Here is a 21,123-nt window from a genome sequence, read left to right on the forward strand (position 1 = left end):
AATTCATGCTTTTCTGTATGTTCGTGTATGCATTTTTGCCGACCTTGCCGCAGGTGCTTTGTATGCACGGCGGCGGGTTTCGGCGGGCTTTGTATGCACGTTTTTGGCAGGGTAATTACTCTGATTTTCTGCGCCAGATCCGCTGCACCCCGTAGGGTCCATGGCGCTGTGGATACTTCGCGGGCTGCCAGTTCGGGGAGCTGTTCAGCACCGCTGCGATGCGCTTGGACTGCATCCGGTCGGGGGCCTTTCCGGTGCTGTCGAGCGCCTCCCGCCAGATCTCGTTGACACAGATCGTGGTGCGCTGCTGGGTGGTGGTGCCCTCAGCCGGGCCGTTCTCCCACCATGCCACACGCTCGTCTACCGTGCGCTTCGCCCAGTCCAGCGGCACCGGTTTTTCCAGAAATTCGAGGATGTCACCGTCCCACGGGTCGCGTTCGGTGTGCGCCTGCTGCTCTGCCAGAGCGGCCTTTTGCAGCTCGTCCCGGAGGATCAGCTCCTCTCCGGCGTTGAACCGGGCCACCGCTTCGGCCCACAGCTGATCCACTTCTGCAGGGGTCAGATCATCGTGAACGACCCGTGTGCGGCGCTCAAAGCTGCAATCTATGGGCCAGTATCGGCGGTTTCCAGTGGCATCGCGGAGAAAATCGGAGCTGTTGGAGGTACCGAAGAACACGCATCGGCGGGGGTATTGCACCGTTCTCCGGCCATAAGCGGCCCGGTAACGGTCCTCGGTCTGGCTCAGAAACTGCTTGGCCGCCTCGCTCTCGGAGCGGCTGAAGGCCGTCATTTCGCCCAGCTCGACGATCCACACGCCGCGCAGGTTCTCACGGGCATCCTTGCCGTCGAAGCTGGTGATGCTGTCGTTGAACCACTCCCGGCCCATGCGGCTGAGCAGCAGGCTCTTACCGATGCCCTGCCTGCCGCTGAGGATGCAAATCTGGTCGAACTTGCATCCCGGGCGGAAGCACCGGGCCACCGCTGCAACGAACATCTTCCGTGTCACCGCCCGGGTGTAGCTGCTATCCTCTGCGCCGAGGTAATCAATGAACAGCCGGTCTAACCGTTCGGTGCCGTCCCAGACGAGACCCTGCAGGTACTCCCGCACCGGGTCTTTCGCGTGATGTCCACCGGTCAGGGCTACCGCGTCTGCGGCCTTGTTGACCCCGCTGAAGTGGTAGACTGTCTCAAGGTACCACCGCACGCCTGCGTCGTCCTCGTCCGACCAGTCCCGCTCCTGTGTCTTGTCGCTCCACGGGAAGGGGCCCTTGCACCGCAGCCGTTCCGAGAAGGTGTCATTCCAGATGCGGCCCTTGAGCGCCGGATCGTGCTCGAGGATGATCCATGCATTCTGTATGGTGCTGGCCAGTGCGCCCTTCTGGGTACGGTCGAGCTTTTCCTGCCACTTGTCCGGGTCGGTGTCCTCTTCGGGCAGCGGCTCGAAGCCCTCCATCGCGTGGTCTACCGCCTCCTGCCGCAGCAGGGCCGCCGTGGGGCCGTCGCTCTCGGCCAGCGCCCGCATCTGCTGCCAGCTGGGCAGGGAGGCGGTGGGCGTGCCGGGAGCGGCATCCGCGTCCAGATCGCCGAACTTGTGGATGCGCACCAGATCCCATGCGTTCAGCAGCTTGCCGCCTGCGGGGTCGGTGCTGTGGTGACTATAAATAAAGGTATCGTTGTCGTAAAGCACCGCGCCTGCGGTGGTGCTGCCTGCGGCGTAGGTCAGGCGGCCTGCGCCTGCATTCACGTACACACCGGGGAGAAACTTCTCAATCGCTGCGGGCACGTCGTAAGTCCGGCAGAAAGCGCCCACCACGCCCTGTTTGGCAGTGGGGTCGGCTTGCTTGCCGCCGGGCAGCTTGACCGTCTCAGCGGGGCAGGCAGGCCATTGGCGCACGTCGTGCCAGTCGGCGTAGAGCCACAGCAGGTCGTCCACGCTGATGCGGCTGCCGTCCTCGGTGGCCTCGCAGACCCACTGGCTGTCGGCGCTGCGGCTGGGCCAGTACATCAGGCGCTCGGTCTCGAAGGTGGTCGGATCAAACACCTTCATGGTGGGGTCCAGCATCTGGGCCAGCATCCGGGCGCAGGGCTGGTACTCCTCCGGCTGTATGCCCCGGTCGGTGGGGAAGATGGCCCGCAGGCGCGGGTGCTCCGGGTCGTGCTTGCGGGTGGAGTAGACCGCTGCGGTGCCCATGTCCCTGATGACCTGCACCCATTTGGCGGTGCTGCCGGGCTCGCAGTTGTCCATGTCCAGCGTGATCAGGCTGCGCCCGGTGCAGCAGCCGCGCTTGCGGCTCCCACCCCGTAAGGTGCCGCCCACGAAGCCGCCCACGTCCTTCAGGTCAGCCTGCTTGCCCTTGGACAGGGCCATGTACTCCGCGTGGGTCTCGGTGCCGCAGTTGTTCTGCATGGCGTTCTGCAGATCGTCGGTGAAGTCGGCCCATGTAATGGAGCAACCGTCCCACTCGGTCGCTGTGCGGCTGCCGCCTACGCTGATAGTGATCGGTGTAGCGCTCATTCTTCTCCCTCCTTCAGCGGGCCATACTTGTACCGCTTTGCGTTCCATCTGGCTTTTGCATCGATCTGCGTGCTGCCGCGCTCGCCGACCCTGCCACAGCGGGTGCAGACCACCGACCAGCCACCGTCGCTGGTGTACCTGCTGCTCTTGCGGTAGCGGGTCAGCCCGACTTTGCCCTTCGGGCGTTTCTCTGCGTCGTAGGGCATTGCACCGCAGGTGCAGGCGAGCAGCGCCGAGGCGCTGGGTAGGGATTCTGTTTTCTTCATCGTCTGCTCTCCCTCCAGTCTGCTTGCGAAATTACGTGCACGTCCAGCCGCCGCAGGATCTGCATCGCCAGTGCTACGCCACGGGCATCACTGAGGCGCTTCTGTGCAAGCAGCACGTTGTACTCTGACTGCAGCCGGAGCAGCGCGGTATCCTGGGAGACGGCATAAACCGCCGCCTTTTCAAATGTCGTTGCGCTCATCGTCCTCAGTCCTTTGTAAAAAAGTCTCCGTACCAGCCTGCCGCGTTCAGGGGCAGCCCCTCGGCCCAGGGAGGCACGATGCTCATAATGCCTACCACGTTGTCCAGTGCGACTTCCGCGTCCTGCGTGGTAGGCAGCTCGATGATGACCTCGTCGTGGACGTGGAACACCACCTGGTACCCAGCCCGTCGGAGGTTATCCAGCGCGAAAGCCAGGCAGTCCCGGCCCACAGCCTGGGTGAGATTCTCGGTCAGCTTGCCGCCGTAGGTCTCGGCTTCCCGCCAGCTGCCCGTGTCCCACTCCTTATAAGTAATGCGGTCATCCGGCGTGGTGCCGGGGTCGGCGTAGAAGAGCTTGCGCCCGCTGGGCAGCTGTATGGTCAGAAACGGGAAGGGAAAGCCCCAGGCCACCTCTTTGCGGAGCGTCACTCCTACTCGGGGAACCGTAGTCCTGCCGGTGCGGATGGTGTGCACCGCTGCGTCCTGCATCCTGCGCCAGAGCTTGCAGATGCTGGGGTTCTGCCTGCGCCAGCGGTTCACGATGTCCTGTAGGCCCTCGTCGTCCAGACCCAGCTGATCGCCGCCCATGCGCTTCATAGCGCCCACACCACCCTGGTAGCCCAGAGCCAGCGTTGCCACTTTACCGCGCTGGCGGTACTTGTAGTTTGGGTTGCCCTTGACGATGCTGTCGAAGGGCACACCGAAGATGCGGGCTGCGGTGGCCTCGTAGATCTTGCCGGTGGTGCGGAAAACGTCCAGCACCCACTCCTCACCGGCCAGCCATGCGATCAGCCGGGCTTCGATGGCTGAGAAATCTGCATCCACGAAGGTGCAGCCTTTGCCGGGCACCAGCGCTGTGCGGATGAGCTGGCTCAGCGTATCAGATACATTGTAGGTCAGCAGAGCTAACGCTTCGGGGTCGTGTAGCTTTACAATGCTGCGCCACTCAGCCTGATGGTCGAGGTAAGTGCGGGGCAGGTTCTGCACCTGAAGCAGCCGCCCGGCCCAGCGCCCTGTCCGGCTGGCCCCGTAGAATTGCAGGGTTCCACGCACCCGGTGGTCAGGGCCTGCGCTGGCTGCGATGGTCTCATACTTGGTGTTGCTGGTCTTGCCCAGCTGCTGCCGGAGCTCCAGCACTCTGCGTACGTCGCTGGGCAAGTCGCCAGCCAGAGCCTTGCCCACATCCTCTTTGGTTAGGCCGGGAATCTCTACGCCCCGGTTGTGGAGCCAGCCCAGCAGCTGGGCTCTGCTGCCGGGGTTGGCCAGACCGGTCAGGGCTTTGCACTCGGTGGTCTGTTCTTCTGTGATCAGCGCGGAGCAGGCAAGGGCACCCTCTACCAGCTCCATATCCACCGCCACGCCCCGGGCGTTCATCTCCACATCCTCCCGCCACTGTTGCATGATCTCCTCCGGCACCGGCCATGGGGCCAGCTTCCGGTCATTTGCCCGCTCGGCGATCACGTCCATGCCGTTGTACTTGCAGAACAGCCGCCACTTGTCGGGGTCGTGCTGAGGCAGGTTGCGGGTGCGCCCGCCGTTGCGCTTTGTGGGCTTGCAGGGCTTGCAGAAGTAGGCAATCAGCGCCTTACCCTCCTTCATCTTGAGCGCGTCCTCCGGCTGCTTCAGGGCCGCACCGAGGGCCCCCAGCTGGGCAGGTAGGCCGCAGTACAGTGCGTGTACCATGCTGCATTCCCATTGCTGGAGCCAGAGTACCCGCTGCTCCCAGCTTAGTCCCATGGCCTCCGACAGGCACCACCACTCAAAAGCGGCGTTGTGGGCCCGCTTGGTGTAGCTGTCATCCAGCAGCCACGGCAGCTGTTCCCGAAGGAAGTGCTTCGTGTCCGGCCAGCTGGTCAGATCCAGCACTCTGGGCGTGTCTGAGTTCTCGTTGGCATAGCCCAGCAGCAGGATCTGAAAGTCTGGGTCTTGGGCGTACCGGTAGGCACCGACCTTGGCGATGTCCTGCGGCGAGTAGGTCTCTATATCCACCGTGATGATCGGTTTCATGGGTTCCTCCTTTCCTGATAAAAGACCGGAGGTCCTTTGCGGGGGCCTCCGGTATACGGGTGTTTAGTCGAGGAAACTGTCATCGTCGTCGCTCAGGACCTCGAAGCCGTCCGTGGAGTTGCCGCCGGAGAGCCGCTCGCCGTCGCGGACCTTCTGGATGACCTCCAGCCCTGCGCCAATGCCCTTGTTGCCGCTGGCGCTGTAGGAGAACAGGCCGATCTTGACATTGGCGTAGCAGCCGCTGTACACCTCGTCCTGATCCAGTACGTCGTTGCAGGCACGGTCGATGATCTTCGGACGGCGGTTCTCGCTGGCGTTGGCGTTCAGAAAGTAGCAGCCCTCGTAGTTCTCGTCGTCCTTTTCGGTGTCGCCGTCGCGCAGGGGCAGCTTCAGGTTCTTGGGAACTGAGCCGCCCCAGCGGGCCAGTGCCCTGGGGTCCTTTTTGACGGCCTCGATGGCGGCCTTGAGCTTGGCGATGGCTGCCGTATCGCTTTTCTTGATAAGCAGGCAGCAGCTGTACTTGGGGTCGCCGGTGCCGTTAACCTGCTTGGGTTCCCAGATGTTGGCGTAAGACAGGCGGCAGGGAATGATAACTTCGTTTGCGTTCATAGTTAGTCCTCCTCGGGCGTGAAGCCCTCTAAGCGGTTGTAGGCAGGGCGCGGGTCGCTGGCTGCTGCCAGCTTAGGCGCGCCGGGTGCCCGGGTGATAAAGGCCGACATGGTCTCGGCAAATTTCTTTTTGCCGATCATCTTCTCGGCAGCGGTCAGGGAAATGGGCGTGCGGGTGTACAGCATGGCCTCGTCGATGCCGTCGTGCTCCATCTGCTGGAACGCGGCATCTTGGTCTGTCCACTTGCGGGTGCTGCGGCCCTGTACCAGCTTCCAGCCGGGCAGGCTGCGGCCATCCATCAGCGCCTGCTGGGCGTACTCTTCCAGGTCTTTGGCATAGGCGGCCAGCCCTTCCAGCTTCTGCAGCCATTCGCCCAGCTCTTCGTCGGAGAGTGTAGCGGGTTCCGGGTAAGGCTCAAACCCTGCCAGAGGACCGTATTTGTCCTTCCATGCCCGGCAGTTCGGGTGAGCCTTGCAGAAGCGGCAGTGTTCGCCTGTGACAAACTCGCCCTCGCCCCGCCATGCCATGTGGGCAGCTGGTGCCAGCACCTCCCGCGCCCATGTAAGCAGATCGGCCAGCGGCAGCTCCCATGTCTGGGGTTCCTCCTGCATCCGGGGCTGTACGATGCTCAGGCGCACTGTGTCTACCTCTTCGATGCCGTCAAACAGGGCGTAAGCTCCGAGGGCGTAGTACATGAGCTGCGGGTTGCGCTCCGGGTTCACCGGTACGCCCTGCCCATACTTGAAGTCGATGATGTGCAGCAGCCCGCCGCCGATCAGCAGGCAGTCACAGGTTCCGAAGCCCTGTGGCACCCACCGGCTCACGTCCACCTCCTGCTCGATGAACACCCCCGGGCGGCAGGAGAAACCGACCCACAGGTCATGGATGAAGCTGACGTACTGGTTGGCGGCTTTGAGCATTTCCGGCGTAACCGTCCCTTCACCGCCGTACCAGTCGTACATCGGGTCAAAGGGTTTGCCATCCTCCCAGCCTGCGAGGTTGTGCCGGAGGGTGTATTCGCACAGCTCATGGGCTCTTGTGCCCTCTACGGCGTACTTGCTGGTCTCCTCGGGCAGGTGTTCGGTGGCCCGGGCACTGGGGGTGCAGGCGATCCAACGAGCCGCGCTGGAGGCACCCAGCAGGGCGTGTTTAATTGGAGGCATTTGCGTCCACCTCGTCTTTCAGCTTGAGCAGTTCCTCCCAGACGCTGGTGTAGCTGTCAGGCGGCAGCTTAGAGACGGATGCAGCACCGGTGGCTTTGATGGCTGCCTGAACACCTGCTCGCTTGCCAGCCACGATCAAGCTGCGGGCCAGATCGCGGATTTTGTCCAGCGTGGCAGGGTCAGAAGCGGGTGCGGATTTTGGCGCGGAGGTTGAGGTCACCGGTGCGGCATCCGCCCGCGAGGGAGAACCCGAGGCTTCTGCCGTGGTAGGGTTTGCAGGCTCCTCCGCAGAGATGGCTGCGGGCTTCTGTGTGGCCTTTTTCTGCTTGGCGGGTGTCTGCGCCTTGGGTTTGTCCGACTGCGTCACAGGCTCGCTCTGGGGCTGCGAGGCGGGAGCCTGCGCAGGGTGACGCTCATCAGGGATAGGGGTGTGGTAGTTGCTGTCCATGTGGCCCAGGTGAGCCAGTACGTTCAGCAGTTCTTCCGGTGTTTCGCCGTAAAGGTGAAGGTCAAAATTCATAGTGTTACGCTCCTTTTATAAAAAGATTCTGTTGAATCTACGCTTTGCAGTTCGGAGCTGTCTTTGCCATTGCCTCGCAAAGCTTTGCGACGCGCTACCATGCTATGCCACTGCTCCGCCTCTCTTTGCGAGGCATAGCCATTGCACCGCAGTGCCGGGCCTCGCCATGCCCTTGCTTTTCTCCGCGAAACCGGGCCGTGCCTTTGCATGTCTTAGCTAATCAACGCCTTTGCTATGCTTCCACAGCAGTGCTTTGCCGCTGCCAATCTCGGCAATGCCATCCTTTGCCGTTGCGTCGCACGGCAGCCCAATGCCTTTGCGATCAGTCGAGAAGCTCGTAGGTGAAGCGGCCTTTGCCGCTGTTGCGCCACTGGCCCAGGCCCCGGAGCTTGCCGTAGTCCAGCCATTCCAGAACCGCCTTTTCGTGGGCATCGTCCATGCAGGTGATCTCGAACTCGCAGGTGCTGCCTGCGGGAATCTGCTCGGAGTTGGCAAGGCTCACGCGCTCGCCTTGGGCTGTCTGGGCCCGCAAGGGGCGCTGGCACTCGGTCATCTCCCCGCTGAGGATCAGGGGAATCTGGCGGGGCCCGACAAAGATCAGGCCGTCGATGATCTTCTTGTAGGCGGTCAGCTTGCCGGATTCGTTCACGGCTTTCTTCTTGCCCTTCTCGTCCTTGCCACCGATGCGGCCCAGCATACCGCAGCTGTCTTTGAAGAAGCCCTTTACCTGGTAATCATACAGGATGGGCTGCCCGGCCTCGTTGCGGGGGAATACCGTCATCGCCTTGTCGGCTGCGGCATCCGCGCCCAGGGCAGCCACTTCATCCTCGATGGTGGCCGCGTCCGGGCCCTTGGACGCGATGTACTCGCGGGCCACGTTCTGATTGGCGGGCCAGGTGCCGAGCAGCGGCTCGGTAAAGGTCAATCTGACTTTAAGCGTTTTCATGAGGCATACTCCTTTTTAAATTCGTCCTCGCTGATCTCTTCGATCACGAAGTCATATCTGCGGTTTTTCCATGCCCGGCTCCGGGAGACGGCCGTGTAAAAGCTGCCCATCTTCATCCCTAAAGCCTCGGCCACCTGCTGCGCGGTGCCGCAGGCGAGAATCTCCTCTGTTCGGTGGAGGTAGGCCGTGTACCACTTCATACCCCCAGCGTACGGCGGAGGACCGCGTCCAGCCGGAGCATATCGGCATCCGTCAAATGGCCCCGGTACTCAGTCAGATCGTCAGTGTCCACTGCGTGCACCTGCCGGGTCAGGGCCATGCTCGGTGCGCCGTAGCCGGTCAAAAGAACCTGATCGTAGGTGCCATCGCCGCGGGCCAGCTGCGCCGGGCTGGAGGTCAGGGGAACCACCGTAATGATGCGCGTGTTGCAGTTGACTTCGTCGCTGCTGACGATCACCACCGGTCGGTCACCCCGGATCAGGCAGGTGTCCTCCCGTTTGTGGGCGGTGTCCTGCGCCCACCAAATGTCGCCCCGGCGTTTGTCGTTAAACATCGTGTGTCCTCCTCTCATGCGTCCCTGCGGCTGCTGTGCTCCGGCAGGGCAGGGTATTCGGTGTTGCGAGCGTGGGTGCGGTTGATCTTGCCGTAGCGGCTGCGCTGCTGCCGGTCCTCAAGCGCAAAGCTCAGACGGCCCAGCGCGATGGAGGTCAGGATCAGCACCATCGCGGTGATGAACTCGCCGTCTGTGATGGGCTGGCCGATCTGTGCACCGCCCTCAAGGCCGAGGGCGTAGATCAGGCCGACGCAGAAGCAGGCAACCGCCGCCCACTGCAAAACTCCGGGTTTCAGTCTCATTTGTGATTCCTCCTCAGTAAAGCTTGAATTCCTGATCCAGCAGGGTGTCCAGCCGGATGGTCTTGCCCCGGCCCTGACCGCTCCAACCATACGGATACTGCTGCGTGACCCGCTTGGGGCTGGTGCCCATCTGGGCAGCGGCCTGTGCGACGGTCAGCCGGATGCATCCGGTGGTGGAGTAGATGGCGCGATACGCGTCGTGCCAAGCGTCTGGGCGTTTCATGTGTGGTTACTCCTTGAATGTTGTTAAATCACAACTTTTTCGGTAAAAAGAAGTAGCGGCCAATGTCTGCGGGCGAAATGCTCAGCAAGGCACAAATTCGGTCGATCTCGTCCTGGCGGAATGCAAAATTCCCGGCCAGCTTCTGGCAGAACTGCCCTTCGCTGATCCCAGCTTTTTCCGCTAAATCCTTCTGGGTCATTCCGCAATCGCGGATGCGCCCGCGCAGCAGGGTGTAATCCATGGTGGGCATAGTTTTCACCTCCTATCTGTAGTGTTGCGGTTTCGCAACCACGGCCACAGTATAGCGCGGCAATTGCGAAATGTCAACACAAAAATAGAGATTTCACAATTTAGTTCGCACTTGGTATTGATTTTTCGCAACCGGTATATTATACTTACACCAGAACGTAAAGAAAGGAGCCACCATTATGGCGAAGAAGACCGCGACCTTTGCGCAGCGCCTACGGGAAGGACTGGATCTGCGCGGGATGAAGCAGATCGAACTGGCTACCCGCTCTGGAATCTCTAAATACAGCATCTCTCACTACCTGAAGGGCGACTGGGAAGGAAAGCAGGACGCTGTGTATGAGCTCGCCCGCGCTCTGAACGTGTCGGAGGCCTGGCTGATGGGGTACGACGTCCCTGCGGAAAGAAGCGCGCCCAAAGTATCGGTGCAGCTCGATAAAAAGCCCACCATCCCTCCAGGCTTCATGCCGCTGCCGAAGATGAGGAAGGTGCCGTTGATCGGTGCCATCGCCTGCGGCGACCCCATCACGGCCATCCAGAACCGGGAGGGCGACGTAAACGCCCCGGTGGATATGCGCTGTGACTTTGCCCTGAAATGCCAGGGTGAAAGCATGATCGGTGCGGGTATCCACGACGGGGACGTGGTGTATATCCGCATTCAGCCTGAGGTGGAGAATGGCGAGATCGCTGCTGTGCGAATAGGGGAAGAAGCTACACTCAAGCGAGTGTACCTGCACAACGATTACATTGAGCTGCGGCCCGAGAATCCCGCCTTTGAATCGATCATTCGTCGCCGTGAGGAAATGAACGACGTGCAGATCGAGGGTAAGGCCGTAGGCTGGATGCACTGGATCGGCTGACCTCCCGCTTGCATACGTGTAACTTTGACTACAGAAATCCCTATAAACCCTACGCGTGTGGGCATCAAGCGCGTTCTCGCGTGCGTATACTCTTCTTTTCTTCTGTTCAGGGTCAGGATAAGAGTTTGAGTATGCCTCTGTATGTTTTGCCCAAAAGCCCGCATGAACACTCACTTTTTCGTGACTACAAAGTTTGTATGTCCCTTTTTGTTGCAGTCAACTAGACTTTTGTTGCCGCCATATGCGTGCGTTGCGCAGGCTTGCATGTGGTGGGTGAACCTGAAAATGCAAAAACGCCCCCGGTGCGCCAACACCGAGAGCGTTTGGAATAGATCGGCTTGCCCAGAGGTGGGAAGCACAGACTAGACATCTGTATTGTAGCACCTCCGGGCAGGCTTGTCAAAGTGTACCCTTATGGAGGTGTTATTTTTATGGCTGAATCAAAGAAGCAGCCCGCAAAGCGCCCGGACGGCGGTGTCTGCATCCACCGTTCGGTGGGTCTGCCGAAGCCCCGGGTGTTTTATGGCAAGACCAAGGCTGAAGCGGAGCGCAAATATCAGGACGCGGTGCTGGCGTATAAACTGGAATGCATGGACCCGAAGGAAAAGCGCTACACGTTCCGGGCGGTGTCGGTGGCGTATGAAGAGTATATCCGGGGCCCGGAAAAGCCGGTGCGGCGGGGTACGGTGAACGCCTACAAGAAGCACTTTGCTCCTGCCAGAGCCTATTTTGGCGATACCGTGATGAACGACATCGATGCTCAGGCGGTGGGCGGGTATCTGGCGCACCTGAAGATGGAAGGCAAAAGCAAGCATTCCATCAAAAACGCAAAAAGCGTGCTGTCCTGCATCTTCACCTATTGGTGTGCGAACTTCCACGGCACCGGTAATCCTGTGCTGCTGGCGAAACTGCCCGCCGGGCTGAAGGATGGCCGCAGGGTGGAGCCCACCGAGGAACAGCGCGATCTGATCAACGCCCACCCGGAGGGCTGCGGCTTCTGGGCGTGGCTGTTTGAGTACACCGGGCTGCGCATGGGCGAGGCAAACGGCTTGCAGTGGAAGGACGTGGATCTGGACGCGGGCAAGATCACGCCGGTACAGGCCATGCCGTGGGACCATAATCAGCCCTACCGGGAACTGCTGAAAACGGAGAAGGCTTACCGTAGCATCCCTGTGCTGACACCGCTGCGGCCCATGCTGGAAACGGGGAAGGCTGCGCACCAGCCGGAGGACTATGTTCTGTCCGGCACAAGCAAGCCGCTCACTCAGTGTCAGTACAGCCATCAATGGATGTTGTACTGCCGAGAGCTGGGGCTGTGTGAAAGCTACACCCGCACAACGAAGATGCCCGCATACCAGAACCGCCCGGAGCGGATCGTGGAGAGGGTCGTGTACAAACCGTTGGTCACGGCCCACCAGTTCCGGCACCTGTTCGCCACGAATCTTTTCTACGCGGGCGTGCCGGATATGGTGGCGCAGCAGCTCCTGGGCCACTCGGACATCATGACCACCCGGCGCATCTACCAGCATCTGCGGGAGAAGGAAAACGCCCGGTACACCGCTCAGCTGGATGCCTATGTGAGCAAAAATCTTTAATTTCCCTACAAATTGCCCCGGGGAGCACGGTGAAAGCTGGCTTCCCGGGGCAATTTTTTACACTACAGTCTCACTACAATGCCCCCGCAAAATCAGGCAGTATTGGGCAGTATCTGGCAGTATCTGACCACTGCCAAAAACGAAAAACCCGCGAAGCTACGAATTTTTAACGTAACTTCGCGGGTATCTTTTGGTGCGAGGGAGGGGACTCGAACCCCCAAGGATAAACCACACGCACCTCAAACGTGCGCGTCTGCCAGTTCCGCCACCCTCGCATACCGTATTGTTTTCGCAGCCCTGAAATCTCTGAGGTGAAAGACCGTGATGCGGACTGCTTGAATATATTACCACGTTCCCGGCAGATAGTCAAGCGCTTTTTCTCTTTTTAAATGAAATTTTCGGGCCGTCATTTCTTAAGAATATGTTGGTTGAAATGCATGGATGGGTGTGATATTATAGAACTAACTATCTCTGCTCAGTTGTTTTGGCAGCAGAGAAGAAGATGATAAGGATACGGCGATACGGCGGAAATGCATTTCTGCGCAGGGTGCAGACCGACCGGCTTTTTTGAAAGGAATTTGAGTGGACGCAGGAATGAACGAGAAAAAAGAAAATGTTATTGTAAACGGTTTTTTCTGGCGCTTTGCAGAGCGGTGCGGTGTGCAGCTGATCTCAGCGGTGGTGTCCATCCTTCTGGCGCGCATCCTTACACCCGATGATTACGGCAAGGTGGCACTGGTGACGGTGTTCAACAATATCATGTATGTCCTGCTGGACTGCGGCATTGGCACCGCGCTGGTGCAGAAGAAGGAAGTGGACGAGCTGGATTACTCGTCGGCGTTCTTTTTCAGCATTGTGATCAGCTTTGTGCTGTATGGGGGAATGTTCGTGGCGGCACCGTATCTGGCTGCTTTCTACAATGACCCCAGCATGACCCCGATCTTTCGCGGCATCAGCCTGACAGTGGCGGTCTGCGGCATCAAAACGATCCAGCAGGCGCATGTGACCCGGAACATGAAGTTCCAGTATTTTTTCTATTCCGCCTTTGCGGGCGCGATCGTATCCACGGTCCTGGGCCTGGGCCTTGCCTACATGGGCTTTGGAGTCTGGGCGCTGGTGGTGCAGCAGGTATCTAATATCACGGTGGACACGCTGGTGTTGTGGAAGCTGTCCTCCTGGCGGCCTAAGATGGAGTTTTCGTGGCAGCACCTGAAAGGGCTGCTCTCTTATGGCTGGAAGCTGCTGGCCTCGTCGCTGAGCAGCGTCATCTACAACAACCTGCGCAGCCTGATCATCGGCAAGATGTACACCTCGGCGGATCTGGCGTATTACAATCAGGGCGATAACCTGACTTATAATATCGCGTCAAGCGTGGATACTTCCATTGAGAGCGTTTTGTTCCCGGTCATGTCCTCACTGCAGGATGACCGTGCGCAGGTCAAGAACATGACCCGCCGCTCCATCAAGACCTGTACCTATATTATTGCGCCGGTGATGATGAGCACTGCGTTCTGTGCCGAACCGCTGGTGCGCCTGATCCTCACCGAGAAGTGGCTGCCCTGTGTGCTGTTCCTCAGGGTGTTCTGTCTGGGGTATGTGTGCTGGCCGATCATCACGGCAAACCTGAATGCAGCCAAGGCGGTGGGCCGCAGCGATCTTTACCTGAAATGTCAGCTTTTGAACGAAGGGGTGTGCATCCTTCTTCTGCTGGCAACATTCCGTGTCAGCGTCGAGGCCATTGCATATGGTATGCTGATCACGAATATTGTGACCCAGATCCTGGATGCACAGCTCAACAAAAAGCTGATCGGCTATGGCTATCTGGAACAGATGCGTGATATCCTGCCGACCCTGCTGCTGGCAGCGGGCGCGGGCCTGTGCATGTATCTGGTCATTTTCCTGCACCTGCCGGATCTGCTGACGGTGATCATTCAGGTGGTGGTTGGTCTGGGCATTTATCTGACAGGCTCTGCCATTCTGGAATTGGACACCTTTGAATATTTCAAGGATGTGCTGGCTCCGTCCATCCGGCAGAAGCTGAAACGCTGAAACCGGCATTTTGAATCGTGTAAAAATCCGTCGGGCGGGTGATGTCCGACGGATTTTTGTTCTTTTTGTCTAAAGTATACAAGAACAAACATTAAAAACCGGCAAAGCGACCATTGAAAAAACGCAACTGATATACTAGAATATAAGTACAAGAGCGCGGCACACGGCTGCGCGGAAAATGCAAAGCAGAAAATATAAAACAGGAGGATTTTCCTATGCCTATGAAAATGGGTTGGCGCTGGTATGGCGAGGGCAACGATCCCATCAGCCTGAGCGACATCAAGCAGATCCCCGGCGTGACCAGCATCGTCTGGGCGTTGCACGACAAGATGCCCGGCGAGATCTGGGAGATCGACGAGATCCAGAAGGTAGCCGATCAGATCCACGCCTACGGCTTCGACATGGACGTGGTCGAGTCGGTCAACGTCCACGATGACATCAAGATCGGCCTGCCCACCCGCGACAAGTACATCGAGAACTACAAGCAGTGCATCCGCAATCTGTCCAAGTTCGGTGTCAAGGTCATCTGCTACAACTTCATGCCGGTGTTCGACTGGACCCGTACCGATCTGTTCCACCCCGTGGGCGACGGCTCCACTGCACTGTTCTATGAGAAGGACAAGATCAAGGGCGATTACAAGGCTATGGCTGAGTACATCATGTCCTTCACTGAGAAGTATAACATGACCTTCCCCGGCTGGGAGCCGGAGCGCATGGCAAAGCTGGACGAGCTGTTCAAGGCTTACGCCCCTGTCACCAAGGAAAAGCTGTGGGAAAACCTGAAGTACTTCCTGGAAGCACTGATGCCCACCTGCCATGAGTGCGGCATCAAAATGGCTATCCATCAGGATGATCCCCCTTGGGATATCTTCGGCCTGCCCCGTCTGCTGGTGGATGCCCAGAGCATCGACCGCTTCCTGAGCATGGTGGATGATCCGTACAACTGCCTGACCCTGTGCACCGGCAGCCTGAACGCAAACCCCAACAACAACTGTGCCGAGATCGTGCGCAAGCACTGCGACCGCATTGCCTTTGGTCACATCCGCAACATCCACCACTTCCCCAACGGCGACTTCTCCGAGGCTGCTCACCGCGACTGCTGCGGCGAGACCGGCATCATCGAGGTGCTGCGTGCTTACCATGACTGCGGCTTTGAGGGCTACATCCGTCCCGACCACGGCCGTCAGCTGTGGGAGGAAGGCCCCGGCAACTGCCGCCCCGGTTACGGCAAGTATGACCGTGCTCTGGGCGTTCAGTACATGCTGGGTGTCTGGGATCTGCTGGATCGTCTGGATGAAGAGAAAAAGAAGGGCTGATAAATATGAAGCTGTCTGAGATCAAAAACGGCAATCTGTCCGCCGAGTGGGCAGAGAAGGGCTATGAGCTGCCCAAATTCGATATCGAGGCTGTCAAGGCCAAGACCCACGCCGAACCCACCTGGGTGCACTTCGGCGCAGGCAATATCTTCCGTGCATTCCCGGCTGCCATCCTGAACGATGCGCTGAACACCGGCAAGTATGACCGCGGTGTCATCGTGGCCGAGAGCTTTGACTACGAGATCATCGACAAGGCTTATCGTCCCTACGACAATATGAGCCTGCTGGTCTGCCTGAAGTCCACCGGCGAGATCGAGAAGAAGGTGGTGGCTTCCGTTACCGAGAGCCTGAAGGCTGACTACTCCTTCGGCGAGGACTGGGCACGTCTGGTGGAGATCTTCCAGAACCCCAGCCTGCAGATGATCTCCTTCACCATCACTGAGAAGGGCTACGGCGTTGCTCCTGCTGATCTGGAGCGCGGCCTGACCCCCGTGCTGGCCATGGGCAAGGTCACTGCTCTGCTGTACGAGCGCTTCAAGGCCGGCAAGCTGCCCCTGACCGTCCAGAGCATGGATAACTGCTCCCACAACGGCGATAAGGTCAAGAACGCCGTCCACGCCTATGCTGCCAAGTGGGTGGAGCAGGGTCTGGTGCCCGCCGAGTTCCTGGCCTATGTGCAGGACGAGACCAAGATCACCTTCCCGTGGAGCATGATCGACAAGATCACCCCGCGCCCGGATGCCAAGGTCCAGCAGATGCTGGCCGACGACGGCTTTGAGGACAACTACACCATCGTCACCGAGAAGCACACCTTTACCGCTCCCTTCGTCAACGCCGAAGAGACCCAGTACCTGTGCATCGAGGATCACTACACCAATGGCCGTCCTCCGCTGGAGCTGGGCGGTGTGCTGTACTGCGACCGCGAGACCGTGGACAAGATCGAGAAGATGAAGGTGTGCACCTGCCTGAACCCGCTGCACACTGCTATGTCCATCTATGGCTGCATGCTGGGTTACACCCTCATCTCCGCCGAGATGGCCGATGAAGACCTGCGTGCCTTCATCCAGAAGATCGGCTATATCGAGGCAATGCCTGTGGTCGTTGATCCCGGCGTGCTGAACCCCTACGAGTTCATCGGCGCTGTCATCAACCGCCGCCTGCCCAACCCCTTCATGCCGGATGCTCCCCAGCGTATCGCTACCGATACCTCCCAGAAGCTGGCCATCCGCTTTGGTGAGACCATCAAGGCCTACGAGGCACGCGGTCTGGACAAGAGCAACCTGATCCTGATCCCGCTGGTGCTGGCAGGCTACGCCCGCTACCTGAAGGGCATCGATGACAACGGTCAGGCCTTTGAGCCTTCCGCCGATCCGCTGCTGGCTGAGCTGCAGGCCATTGTGGCTCCGCTGGAGGTCAAGGAAGGCGAGCAGGACTTCAGCTGCCTGAAGAAGCTGTACAGCCGTGTTGACGTGTTCGGCGTGGATCTGTATGCCGTTGGTCTGGGCGAGAAGATCGAGGCAATGGCTAAGGAGCTGTTTGCAGGCCCCGGCGCTGTGCGCAAGACCCTGCACAAGTATACGCTTGCCCGCTGATCGGCTGACGCAATAACATAAGCTATCTTCGCACCCGCGCTGCGCTTTGCTTTGCCGCAGCGTGGGTCTTTATAAAAGAAAAGAACTGCTGAACGAAATGTCAGCAGTTCTTTTTTGCGTGTGCATATTTTTTGGGCTTAACCTTTTCTGCAGTCGTGCAGCTTTTCTTTGGGCAGGATGCCGGTCAAAAACTTCCACACCACTTCCATGCGGTCGTTCAGTAAGTAAGCTTTCTCTTTTTCTACGTAGAGGTACACCGCATTGTCCGTGCGGTAGGCGCAGTAAAAGCTGTCCCATGCGTGGCGGCTGGTGGGTTCGGGCTTGTCCTGCTGGCCGTACATCCACACAGCAATGCCGGTGTCGGCCAGCTCCACACGGTAGAAGGCACGCGGCAGGTGCATCTGTTTGATCTGCCGGGAAACGCTGCGGAAGAACGAGTAAAAGTAGCTCACCGGCAGGCCGATGCCCACAATGGCAAGCACAGCAGCCAGCAGCCCGGCACCCGGGCGCTTGCCCAGCTGCGAAAGGCAGACGGCGGCAAAAGCCAGCATGATGGCGGCAAAAACAGCGGGACGCAGCCATGCTTTGCGGTGATGGAATGCATCGAACACGGCAAAATCGCGGAAGCCCTGCTCACCCATGGTGGTGGAAACGGAGATGGTCTGGGACATAAAGTCGCCTCCTTTGTATTTACAGGCATCGTACCACAATTGCGCGGTTTAGGCAAGAGAAAAACATGCAAACCTTGCCAATCCGGCCCAAAGCGTGGTACAATAAATCGTTACCAAACGAAAGGAGGCGGCAGGCTTTGCAGCACCGCAAGCGGCAGATCACCCTCAAGCAGCGCATGGGCTTGTGTCTGGCAGCATTTTTTGCGGCCTTTGCCATGCAGCTCACGCTCAATGGCTACCAGTCCAGAGCAGTGCAGGCAGTACAGGACGCGCAGATGGGCTGCTTCAACGCCATCAGCCGCTTTCAGGGCGGTGTGGAAAGCTCTATTTCCGTGCTGGAGAACTACCGCTGGGAGAACAGCGAGCCGGAGGAGATCATTGACCGGCTGCAGTCGGCATCTTCCACCTGCAACGCATGGCTCTGGCGCATCGGTACCAGCCTGAACAGTCTGGAAAGCGTCAGCGATGAACAGCGGGTGCTCTACAGCGCAGTGGATACGGTCTATCAGACCTACACCGGCCTGCTGGATGAGCTGGAAAACGACCTGCTCAGCGGAAACGATGCCGCAGCTTCCCAGCTGTATTATGCAAAGGTGGTGCCCTGCGGCGATTACCTGAGCCAGTACACCCTGCAATTGCTGGAAACCGCCATTCAGGATTCCCAGACCACCTACACCACCATCTCGGCCCTGAACGAGCGCATCACCATGCTGCAGACGGTGGTGGTGGCGCTGTGCGTGGCGCTGGGCTGCGTTACCGGTTTGATGGTCATGCGTCTGCTCACGCCGGTGCAGCAGATGATCGCTGCCTCCCGCGCCATTGGCAAAAGTGAGTTCGACACCCCGGACATCCCGCTGCCCAAGCAGCCGGAGATCGCTCAGCTGGCCGAGTCCTTCAACATCATGAAGCACTCCATGGCCCAGCAGGTGACCACCCTGCAGGAGAAAAACGAGATCGAGCGGGAGCTGCACCGCCAGAAGACCGAAGCACTGGAGCTGCAGAACCGCATGGAGCGCAGCCGGCTGCAGCAGCTGCGCAGCCAGATCGACCCGCACTTTCTGTTCAACACCCTGAATGTGATCCAGCAGACCGCCGGTACCGAGACAGCCTACCGTACGCAGGCGCTTATCATGGCGCTTTCGCATCTGCTGCGCTACAGCCTGATGAGCAACGATGAACAGGTGCCGCTCTCCCGTGAGGTGCGCATCGTGGATGAATATTACTCCATCTACCATGTCCGCTTTGGTGAGCGGGTGCGTATGGAGTGGCGCATTTCTGATTCGCTGGATCTTACCGAGACCATGGTGCCGTCCTTTATTTTACAGCCCATTGTGGAAAATGCCTTCAAGCACGGCATCTGCCCCAAAGAGGAGGGCGGTGTGGTGCGCATCCGGGTCAACCCTCTGCGGGAGAAGGGACTGCTGTGCATCCGCGTGGTGGATAACGGCGTGGGCATCCAGCTGGATCAATTACGACAGCTGCGCAGGGCGCTCAGCCAGCCCGGTGAGCGCTGGGAGCATATCGGCATTTATAATGTTGCGGCCCGCCTGCGTCTGCTGGACCGGAACAGCCGCTTTGTGATACGGTCCCATCCGGGACGCGGTACGGCGGTGGTGCTGTATCTGCCATTGGTGGAGAATGAGGAGGAGTTTGAGGAATGATTCGTCTGTTGATCGCGGATGATGAAGCACTGGAACGGGAAACGCTGGCGGACATCGTGGCCCGCCGCTTTGAGCACGAAGTGACCATCGAGACTGCCGAGAACGGCCGCAAGGCAGCGGATACGGCGGTGCTGTGGGGCGCAGACCTGATCCTGATGGACATTGAGATGCCCGGTATGAACGGTCTGGATGCAGCCCGCGCCGTGCTGGAACAGCGCCCGGAGTGCAAGGTGATCTTTGTTACGGCCTACAGTCTGTTCCAGTACGCCCACGAGGCCATGCATCTGGGTGCCTGCGATTATCTGCTCAAGCCGGTGAACCCGGACGAAGTGGAAGCTTCCATCCGCAAGGCCATCCGTCAGATCGAGGCGGGCCGCCGCCTTGCAGAGCTGGCTCCGGTGGAACCGGAGCCGGAAGCTGATCCGGAGAGCGATGCCGCCGAAGCAGGGGAGAACGACCGCAATGCACTGGTCATGGCCCATGTGCGCAAGTATATGGAGGATAACTATATGTTCGACCTCTCGCTGGACAGTGTGAGCGAGATCCTGCATATCAGCCCGGCGTATCTCTCGGCACAGTTCAAGAAGTACCAGAAGATGAACTTTCTGGACTGCCTGACCGAGCTGCGGATCAACGCTGCCAAGGAGCTGCTCACCGACCCGTTCCGTTCGGCAGCAGAGGTGGCTTCCATGGTGGGCTACGAGGATTCCAGCTATTTTGCCCGCACCTTTAAAAAACGCACCGGCATGACCCCCACCCAGTACCGCAGGGAAGCGGCCAAGGCTGCACGGGAGGCCCGCCTGTGACCCGCCGCCAGATGCTGACCGCCCTGTTTGGCGCAGCCGTGCTGGCACTGCCGGTGGCGGGCTGCGGCCATCAGCCGGTGCAGGACGAGCCGGGGGCGGAACTGATCCTGCGCTATGCGGAGAACCAGCCGGAGGATTATCCTACTACGCAGGCGGCGCTGGCCTTTGCGGATCTTGTGGCCCAGCGCACCGATGGCCGCGTGAAAGTGCTGGTGTACAGCGGGGGAGAGCTGGGCGCGGAGCAGAGCGTGATCCAGCAGATGCAGTTTGGCGGCATTGACTTCTCCCGTGTGTCCCTCAGCCAGCTGGCAGAGTACGAGCCGGCGCTGAGCGTTTTGCAGCTTCCGTACCTTTATACCGACGCCGACCAGATGTGGCGCGTGCTGGATGGGACCATCGGCGACGAGTTCCTCTCCACGCTGCAGTCGCTGGAGCTGACGGGACTGTCATGGTTCGATGCCGGTGTGCGCAGCATCTACACCCGGCAGAAGGTGACATGCCTTGCAGATCTGCAGGGCCTGACCATCCGCGTGCAGGAATCGGACATGATGAGCGAAATGATCACCGACCTCGGCGCAAAGCCGGTAAAGGTGGTGTACAGCAAGGTGTATGCCGCTCTGCACAACGGCGAGATTGATGGTGCGGAGAACAGCTGGCCCAGCTACGAGGCCATGGGTCACTACGAGGTGGCACATTACTTTTTAAAGGATGAGCACACCCGCGTGCCGGAGGTGCAGCTTGCAAGCCCTGCTGTGATGGAAAAACTGGCCGCACTGGACGAGCGCTACCCGGAGATCATCCGCCTGTGTGCCCGGGAGAGCGCCAAGGTGGAGCGCAGGCTCTGGGCGCAGCAGGAGGCGGAATCGGAAAGTGATCTGCGTGCAGCAGGCATTGAGGTGACAGAGCTGGACGAAGAAGAAAAGGCAAGGTTCCGTGCTGCTGTGCAGCCGATGTATGATCGGTTTGCCCAGCAGGGCGAATTGATCGCCCGCATCCGGCAGGCATAAGCCCCACAGCAAAGCCC

At 59.5% G+C, this 21,123-nt stretch carries 22 protein-coding genes and 1 tRNA gene; 8 read left to right on the forward strand and 15 right to left on the reverse strand.

All coding sequences use genetic code 11. The features are described 5' to 3' along the window. Nucleotides 1-115 precede the first annotated feature (115 nt). From ACGHP1_RS07175 to ACGHP1_RS07235, 13 genes are all read right to left on the reverse strand, one after another. Entirely contained in the window at nt 116-2,515 is a 2,400-nt protein-coding gene (locus ACGHP1_RS07175) for a VapE domain-containing protein (protein ID WP_390508703.1), read from the reverse strand. Continuing rightward, complete coding sequence (locus ACGHP1_RS07180; protein WP_390508705.1) at nt 2,512-2,781, reverse strand: hypothetical protein; 270 nt, start codon at nt 2,779-2,781, stop codon at nt 2,512-2,514. The genes ACGHP1_RS07175 and ACGHP1_RS07180 overlap by 4 nt, the downstream gene beginning before the upstream one ends. Then, nucleotides 2,778-2,981, reverse strand: coding sequence for a hypothetical protein (locus ACGHP1_RS07185; RefSeq protein ID WP_390508708.1), 204 nt, complete (start codon nt 2,979-2,981; stop codon nt 2,778-2,780). Before ACGHP1_RS07185 ends, ACGHP1_RS07180 begins: the two co-directional genes overlap by 4 nt. 5 nt (nt 2,982-2,986) lie before the next feature. Continuing rightward, on the reverse strand, nt 2,987-4,987 hold the full coding sequence (locus ACGHP1_RS07190) for a DNA polymerase (RefSeq protein ID WP_390508710.1): 2,001 nt from the start codon (nt 4,985-4,987) through the stop codon (nt 2,987-2,989). A gap of 63 nt (nt 4,988-5,050) precedes the next feature. Beyond that, nucleotides 5,051-5,596 carry a DUF2815 family protein gene (locus tag ACGHP1_RS07195; protein ID WP_390508712.1) on the reverse strand — a complete coding sequence of 182 codons (546 nt, stop codon included), beginning with the start codon at nt 5,594-5,596 and terminating at the stop codon, nt 5,051-5,053. A gap of 2 nt (nt 5,597-5,598) precedes the next feature. Beyond that, entirely contained in the window at nt 5,599-6,759 is a 1,161-nt protein-coding gene (locus ACGHP1_RS07200; RefSeq protein ID WP_390508715.1) for a DUF2800 domain-containing protein, read from the reverse strand. Then, the gene (locus tag ACGHP1_RS07205; RefSeq protein ID WP_390508717.1) at nt 6,746-7,279 is read right to left on the reverse strand and encodes a hypothetical protein; all 534 of its coding nucleotides are present in this window, start codon (nt 7,277-7,279) and stop codon (nt 6,746-6,748) included. The genes ACGHP1_RS07200 and ACGHP1_RS07205 overlap by 14 nt, the downstream gene beginning before the upstream one ends. A gap of 322 nt (nt 7,280-7,601) precedes the next feature. After that, nucleotides 7,602-8,225: a hypothetical protein gene (locus tag ACGHP1_RS07210; RefSeq protein WP_390508719.1), complete on the reverse strand. Its 624-nt coding sequence runs from the start codon at nt 8,223-8,225 to the stop codon at nt 7,602-7,604. Then, nucleotides 8,222-8,425 (reverse strand): hypothetical protein, encoded by a 204-nt coding sequence (locus ACGHP1_RS07215; protein ID WP_337678995.1) that lies wholly within the window; start codon nt 8,423-8,425, stop codon nt 8,222-8,224. The genes ACGHP1_RS07210 and ACGHP1_RS07215 overlap by 4 nt, the downstream gene beginning before the upstream one ends. Then, nucleotides 8,422-8,778, reverse strand: coding sequence for a type II toxin-antitoxin system PemK/MazF family toxin (locus tag ACGHP1_RS07220; RefSeq protein WP_390508721.1), 357 nt, complete (start codon nt 8,776-8,778; stop codon nt 8,422-8,424). Before ACGHP1_RS07220 ends, ACGHP1_RS07215 begins: the two co-directional genes overlap by 4 nt. Nucleotides 8,779-8,792: 14 nt before the next feature. Continuing rightward, complete coding sequence (locus tag ACGHP1_RS07225; RefSeq protein ID WP_337678997.1) at nt 8,793-9,080, reverse strand: hypothetical protein; 288 nt, start codon at nt 9,078-9,080, stop codon at nt 8,793-8,795. Nucleotides 9,081-9,093: 13 nt separating this feature from the next. Then, on the reverse strand, nt 9,094-9,303 hold the full coding sequence (locus ACGHP1_RS07230; protein WP_337678998.1) for a hypothetical protein: 210 nt from the start codon (nt 9,301-9,303) through the stop codon (nt 9,094-9,096). Between the two features lie 28 nt (nt 9,304-9,331). After that, entirely contained in the window at nt 9,332-9,553 is a 222-nt protein-coding gene (locus ACGHP1_RS07235) for a DUF739 family protein (RefSeq protein WP_337678999.1), read from the reverse strand. Nucleotides 9,554-9,731: 178 nt separating this feature from the next. On the opposite strand from ACGHP1_RS07235, the gene ACGHP1_RS07240 reads away from it, so the two are divergent. Together ACGHP1_RS07240 and ACGHP1_RS07245 are read left to right on the forward strand one after the other, a co-directional pair. Beyond that, the gene (locus ACGHP1_RS07240; protein WP_337679000.1) at nt 9,732-10,409 is read left to right on the forward strand and encodes a LexA family transcriptional regulator; all 678 of its coding nucleotides are present in this window, start codon (nt 9,732-9,734) and stop codon (nt 10,407-10,409) included. Between the two features lie 431 nt (nt 10,410-10,840). Further along, nucleotides 10,841-12,004 carry a tyrosine-type recombinase/integrase gene (locus ACGHP1_RS07245; RefSeq protein WP_390508724.1) on the forward strand — a complete coding sequence of 388 codons (1,164 nt, stop codon included), beginning with the start codon at nt 10,841-10,843 and terminating at the stop codon, nt 12,002-12,004. A gap of 191 nt (nt 12,005-12,195) precedes the next feature. Here the strand turns inward: ACGHP1_RS07245 and ACGHP1_RS07250 are convergent. Next, nucleotides 12,196-12,279, reverse strand: a tRNA-Leu gene (locus tag ACGHP1_RS07250). Nucleotides 12,280-12,598: 319 nt separating this feature from the next. Here ACGHP1_RS07250 and ACGHP1_RS07255 point away from each other — a divergent pair. The 3 genes from ACGHP1_RS07255 (at nt 12,599) to ACGHP1_RS07265 (ending at nt 16,961) form a co-directional block, all read left to right on the forward strand. Continuing rightward, nucleotides 12,599-14,053 (forward strand): lipopolysaccharide biosynthesis protein, encoded by a 1,455-nt coding sequence (locus ACGHP1_RS07255; protein WP_097774909.1) that lies wholly within the window; start codon nt 12,599-12,601, stop codon nt 14,051-14,053. A 215-nt stretch (nt 14,054-14,268) separates the two neighbouring features. Beyond that, entirely contained in the window at nt 14,269-15,369 is a 1,101-nt protein-coding gene (gene uxuA / locus ACGHP1_RS07260) for a mannonate dehydratase (RefSeq protein ID WP_005937183.1), read from the forward strand. Nucleotides 15,370-15,374: 5 nt separating this feature from the next. Continuing rightward, nucleotides 15,375-16,961 carry a mannitol dehydrogenase family protein gene (locus ACGHP1_RS07265; protein WP_120079604.1) on the forward strand — a complete coding sequence of 529 codons (1,587 nt, stop codon included), beginning with the start codon at nt 15,375-15,377 and terminating at the stop codon, nt 16,959-16,961. 137 nt (nt 16,962-17,098) lie between these two features. On the opposite strand, the gene ACGHP1_RS07270 is transcribed toward ACGHP1_RS07265, so the two are convergent. Next, nucleotides 17,099-17,632 (reverse strand): YcxB family protein, encoded by a 534-nt coding sequence (locus ACGHP1_RS07270; RefSeq protein ID WP_120079606.1) that lies wholly within the window; start codon nt 17,630-17,632, stop codon nt 17,099-17,101. Nucleotides 17,633-17,769: 137 nt separating this feature from the next. Here ACGHP1_RS07270 and ACGHP1_RS07275 point away from each other — a divergent pair, with 137 nt between their 5' ends. Genes ACGHP1_RS07275 through ACGHP1_RS07285 form a run of 3 tightly spaced genes read left to right on the forward strand, consistent with a single transcriptional unit; the run spans nt 17,770 to nt 21,106 of the window. Further along, nucleotides 17,770-19,293 carry a sensor histidine kinase gene (locus ACGHP1_RS07275; RefSeq protein ID WP_390508727.1) on the forward strand — a complete coding sequence of 508 codons (1,524 nt, stop codon included), beginning with the start codon at nt 17,770-17,772 and terminating at the stop codon, nt 19,291-19,293. Further along, nucleotides 19,290-20,099, forward strand: a complete 810-nt coding sequence (locus tag ACGHP1_RS07280; protein WP_005937194.1) for a response regulator — start codon at nt 19,290-19,292, stop codon at nt 20,097-20,099. The genes ACGHP1_RS07275 and ACGHP1_RS07280 overlap by 4 nt, the downstream gene beginning before the upstream one ends. Beyond that, nucleotides 20,096-21,106, forward strand: coding sequence for a TRAP transporter substrate-binding protein (locus ACGHP1_RS07285; RefSeq protein ID WP_390508730.1), 1,011 nt, complete (start codon nt 20,096-20,098; stop codon nt 21,104-21,106). The genes ACGHP1_RS07280 and ACGHP1_RS07285 overlap by 4 nt, the downstream gene beginning before the upstream one ends. Nucleotides 21,107-21,123: the final 17 nt, after the last annotated feature.

Origin of the sequence: Faecalibacterium sp. i21-0019-B1 (assembly GCF_042852915.1) — a bacterium.
GTDB lineage: Bacteria > Bacillota > Clostridia > Oscillospirales > Ruminococcaceae > Faecalibacterium > Faecalibacterium taiwanense.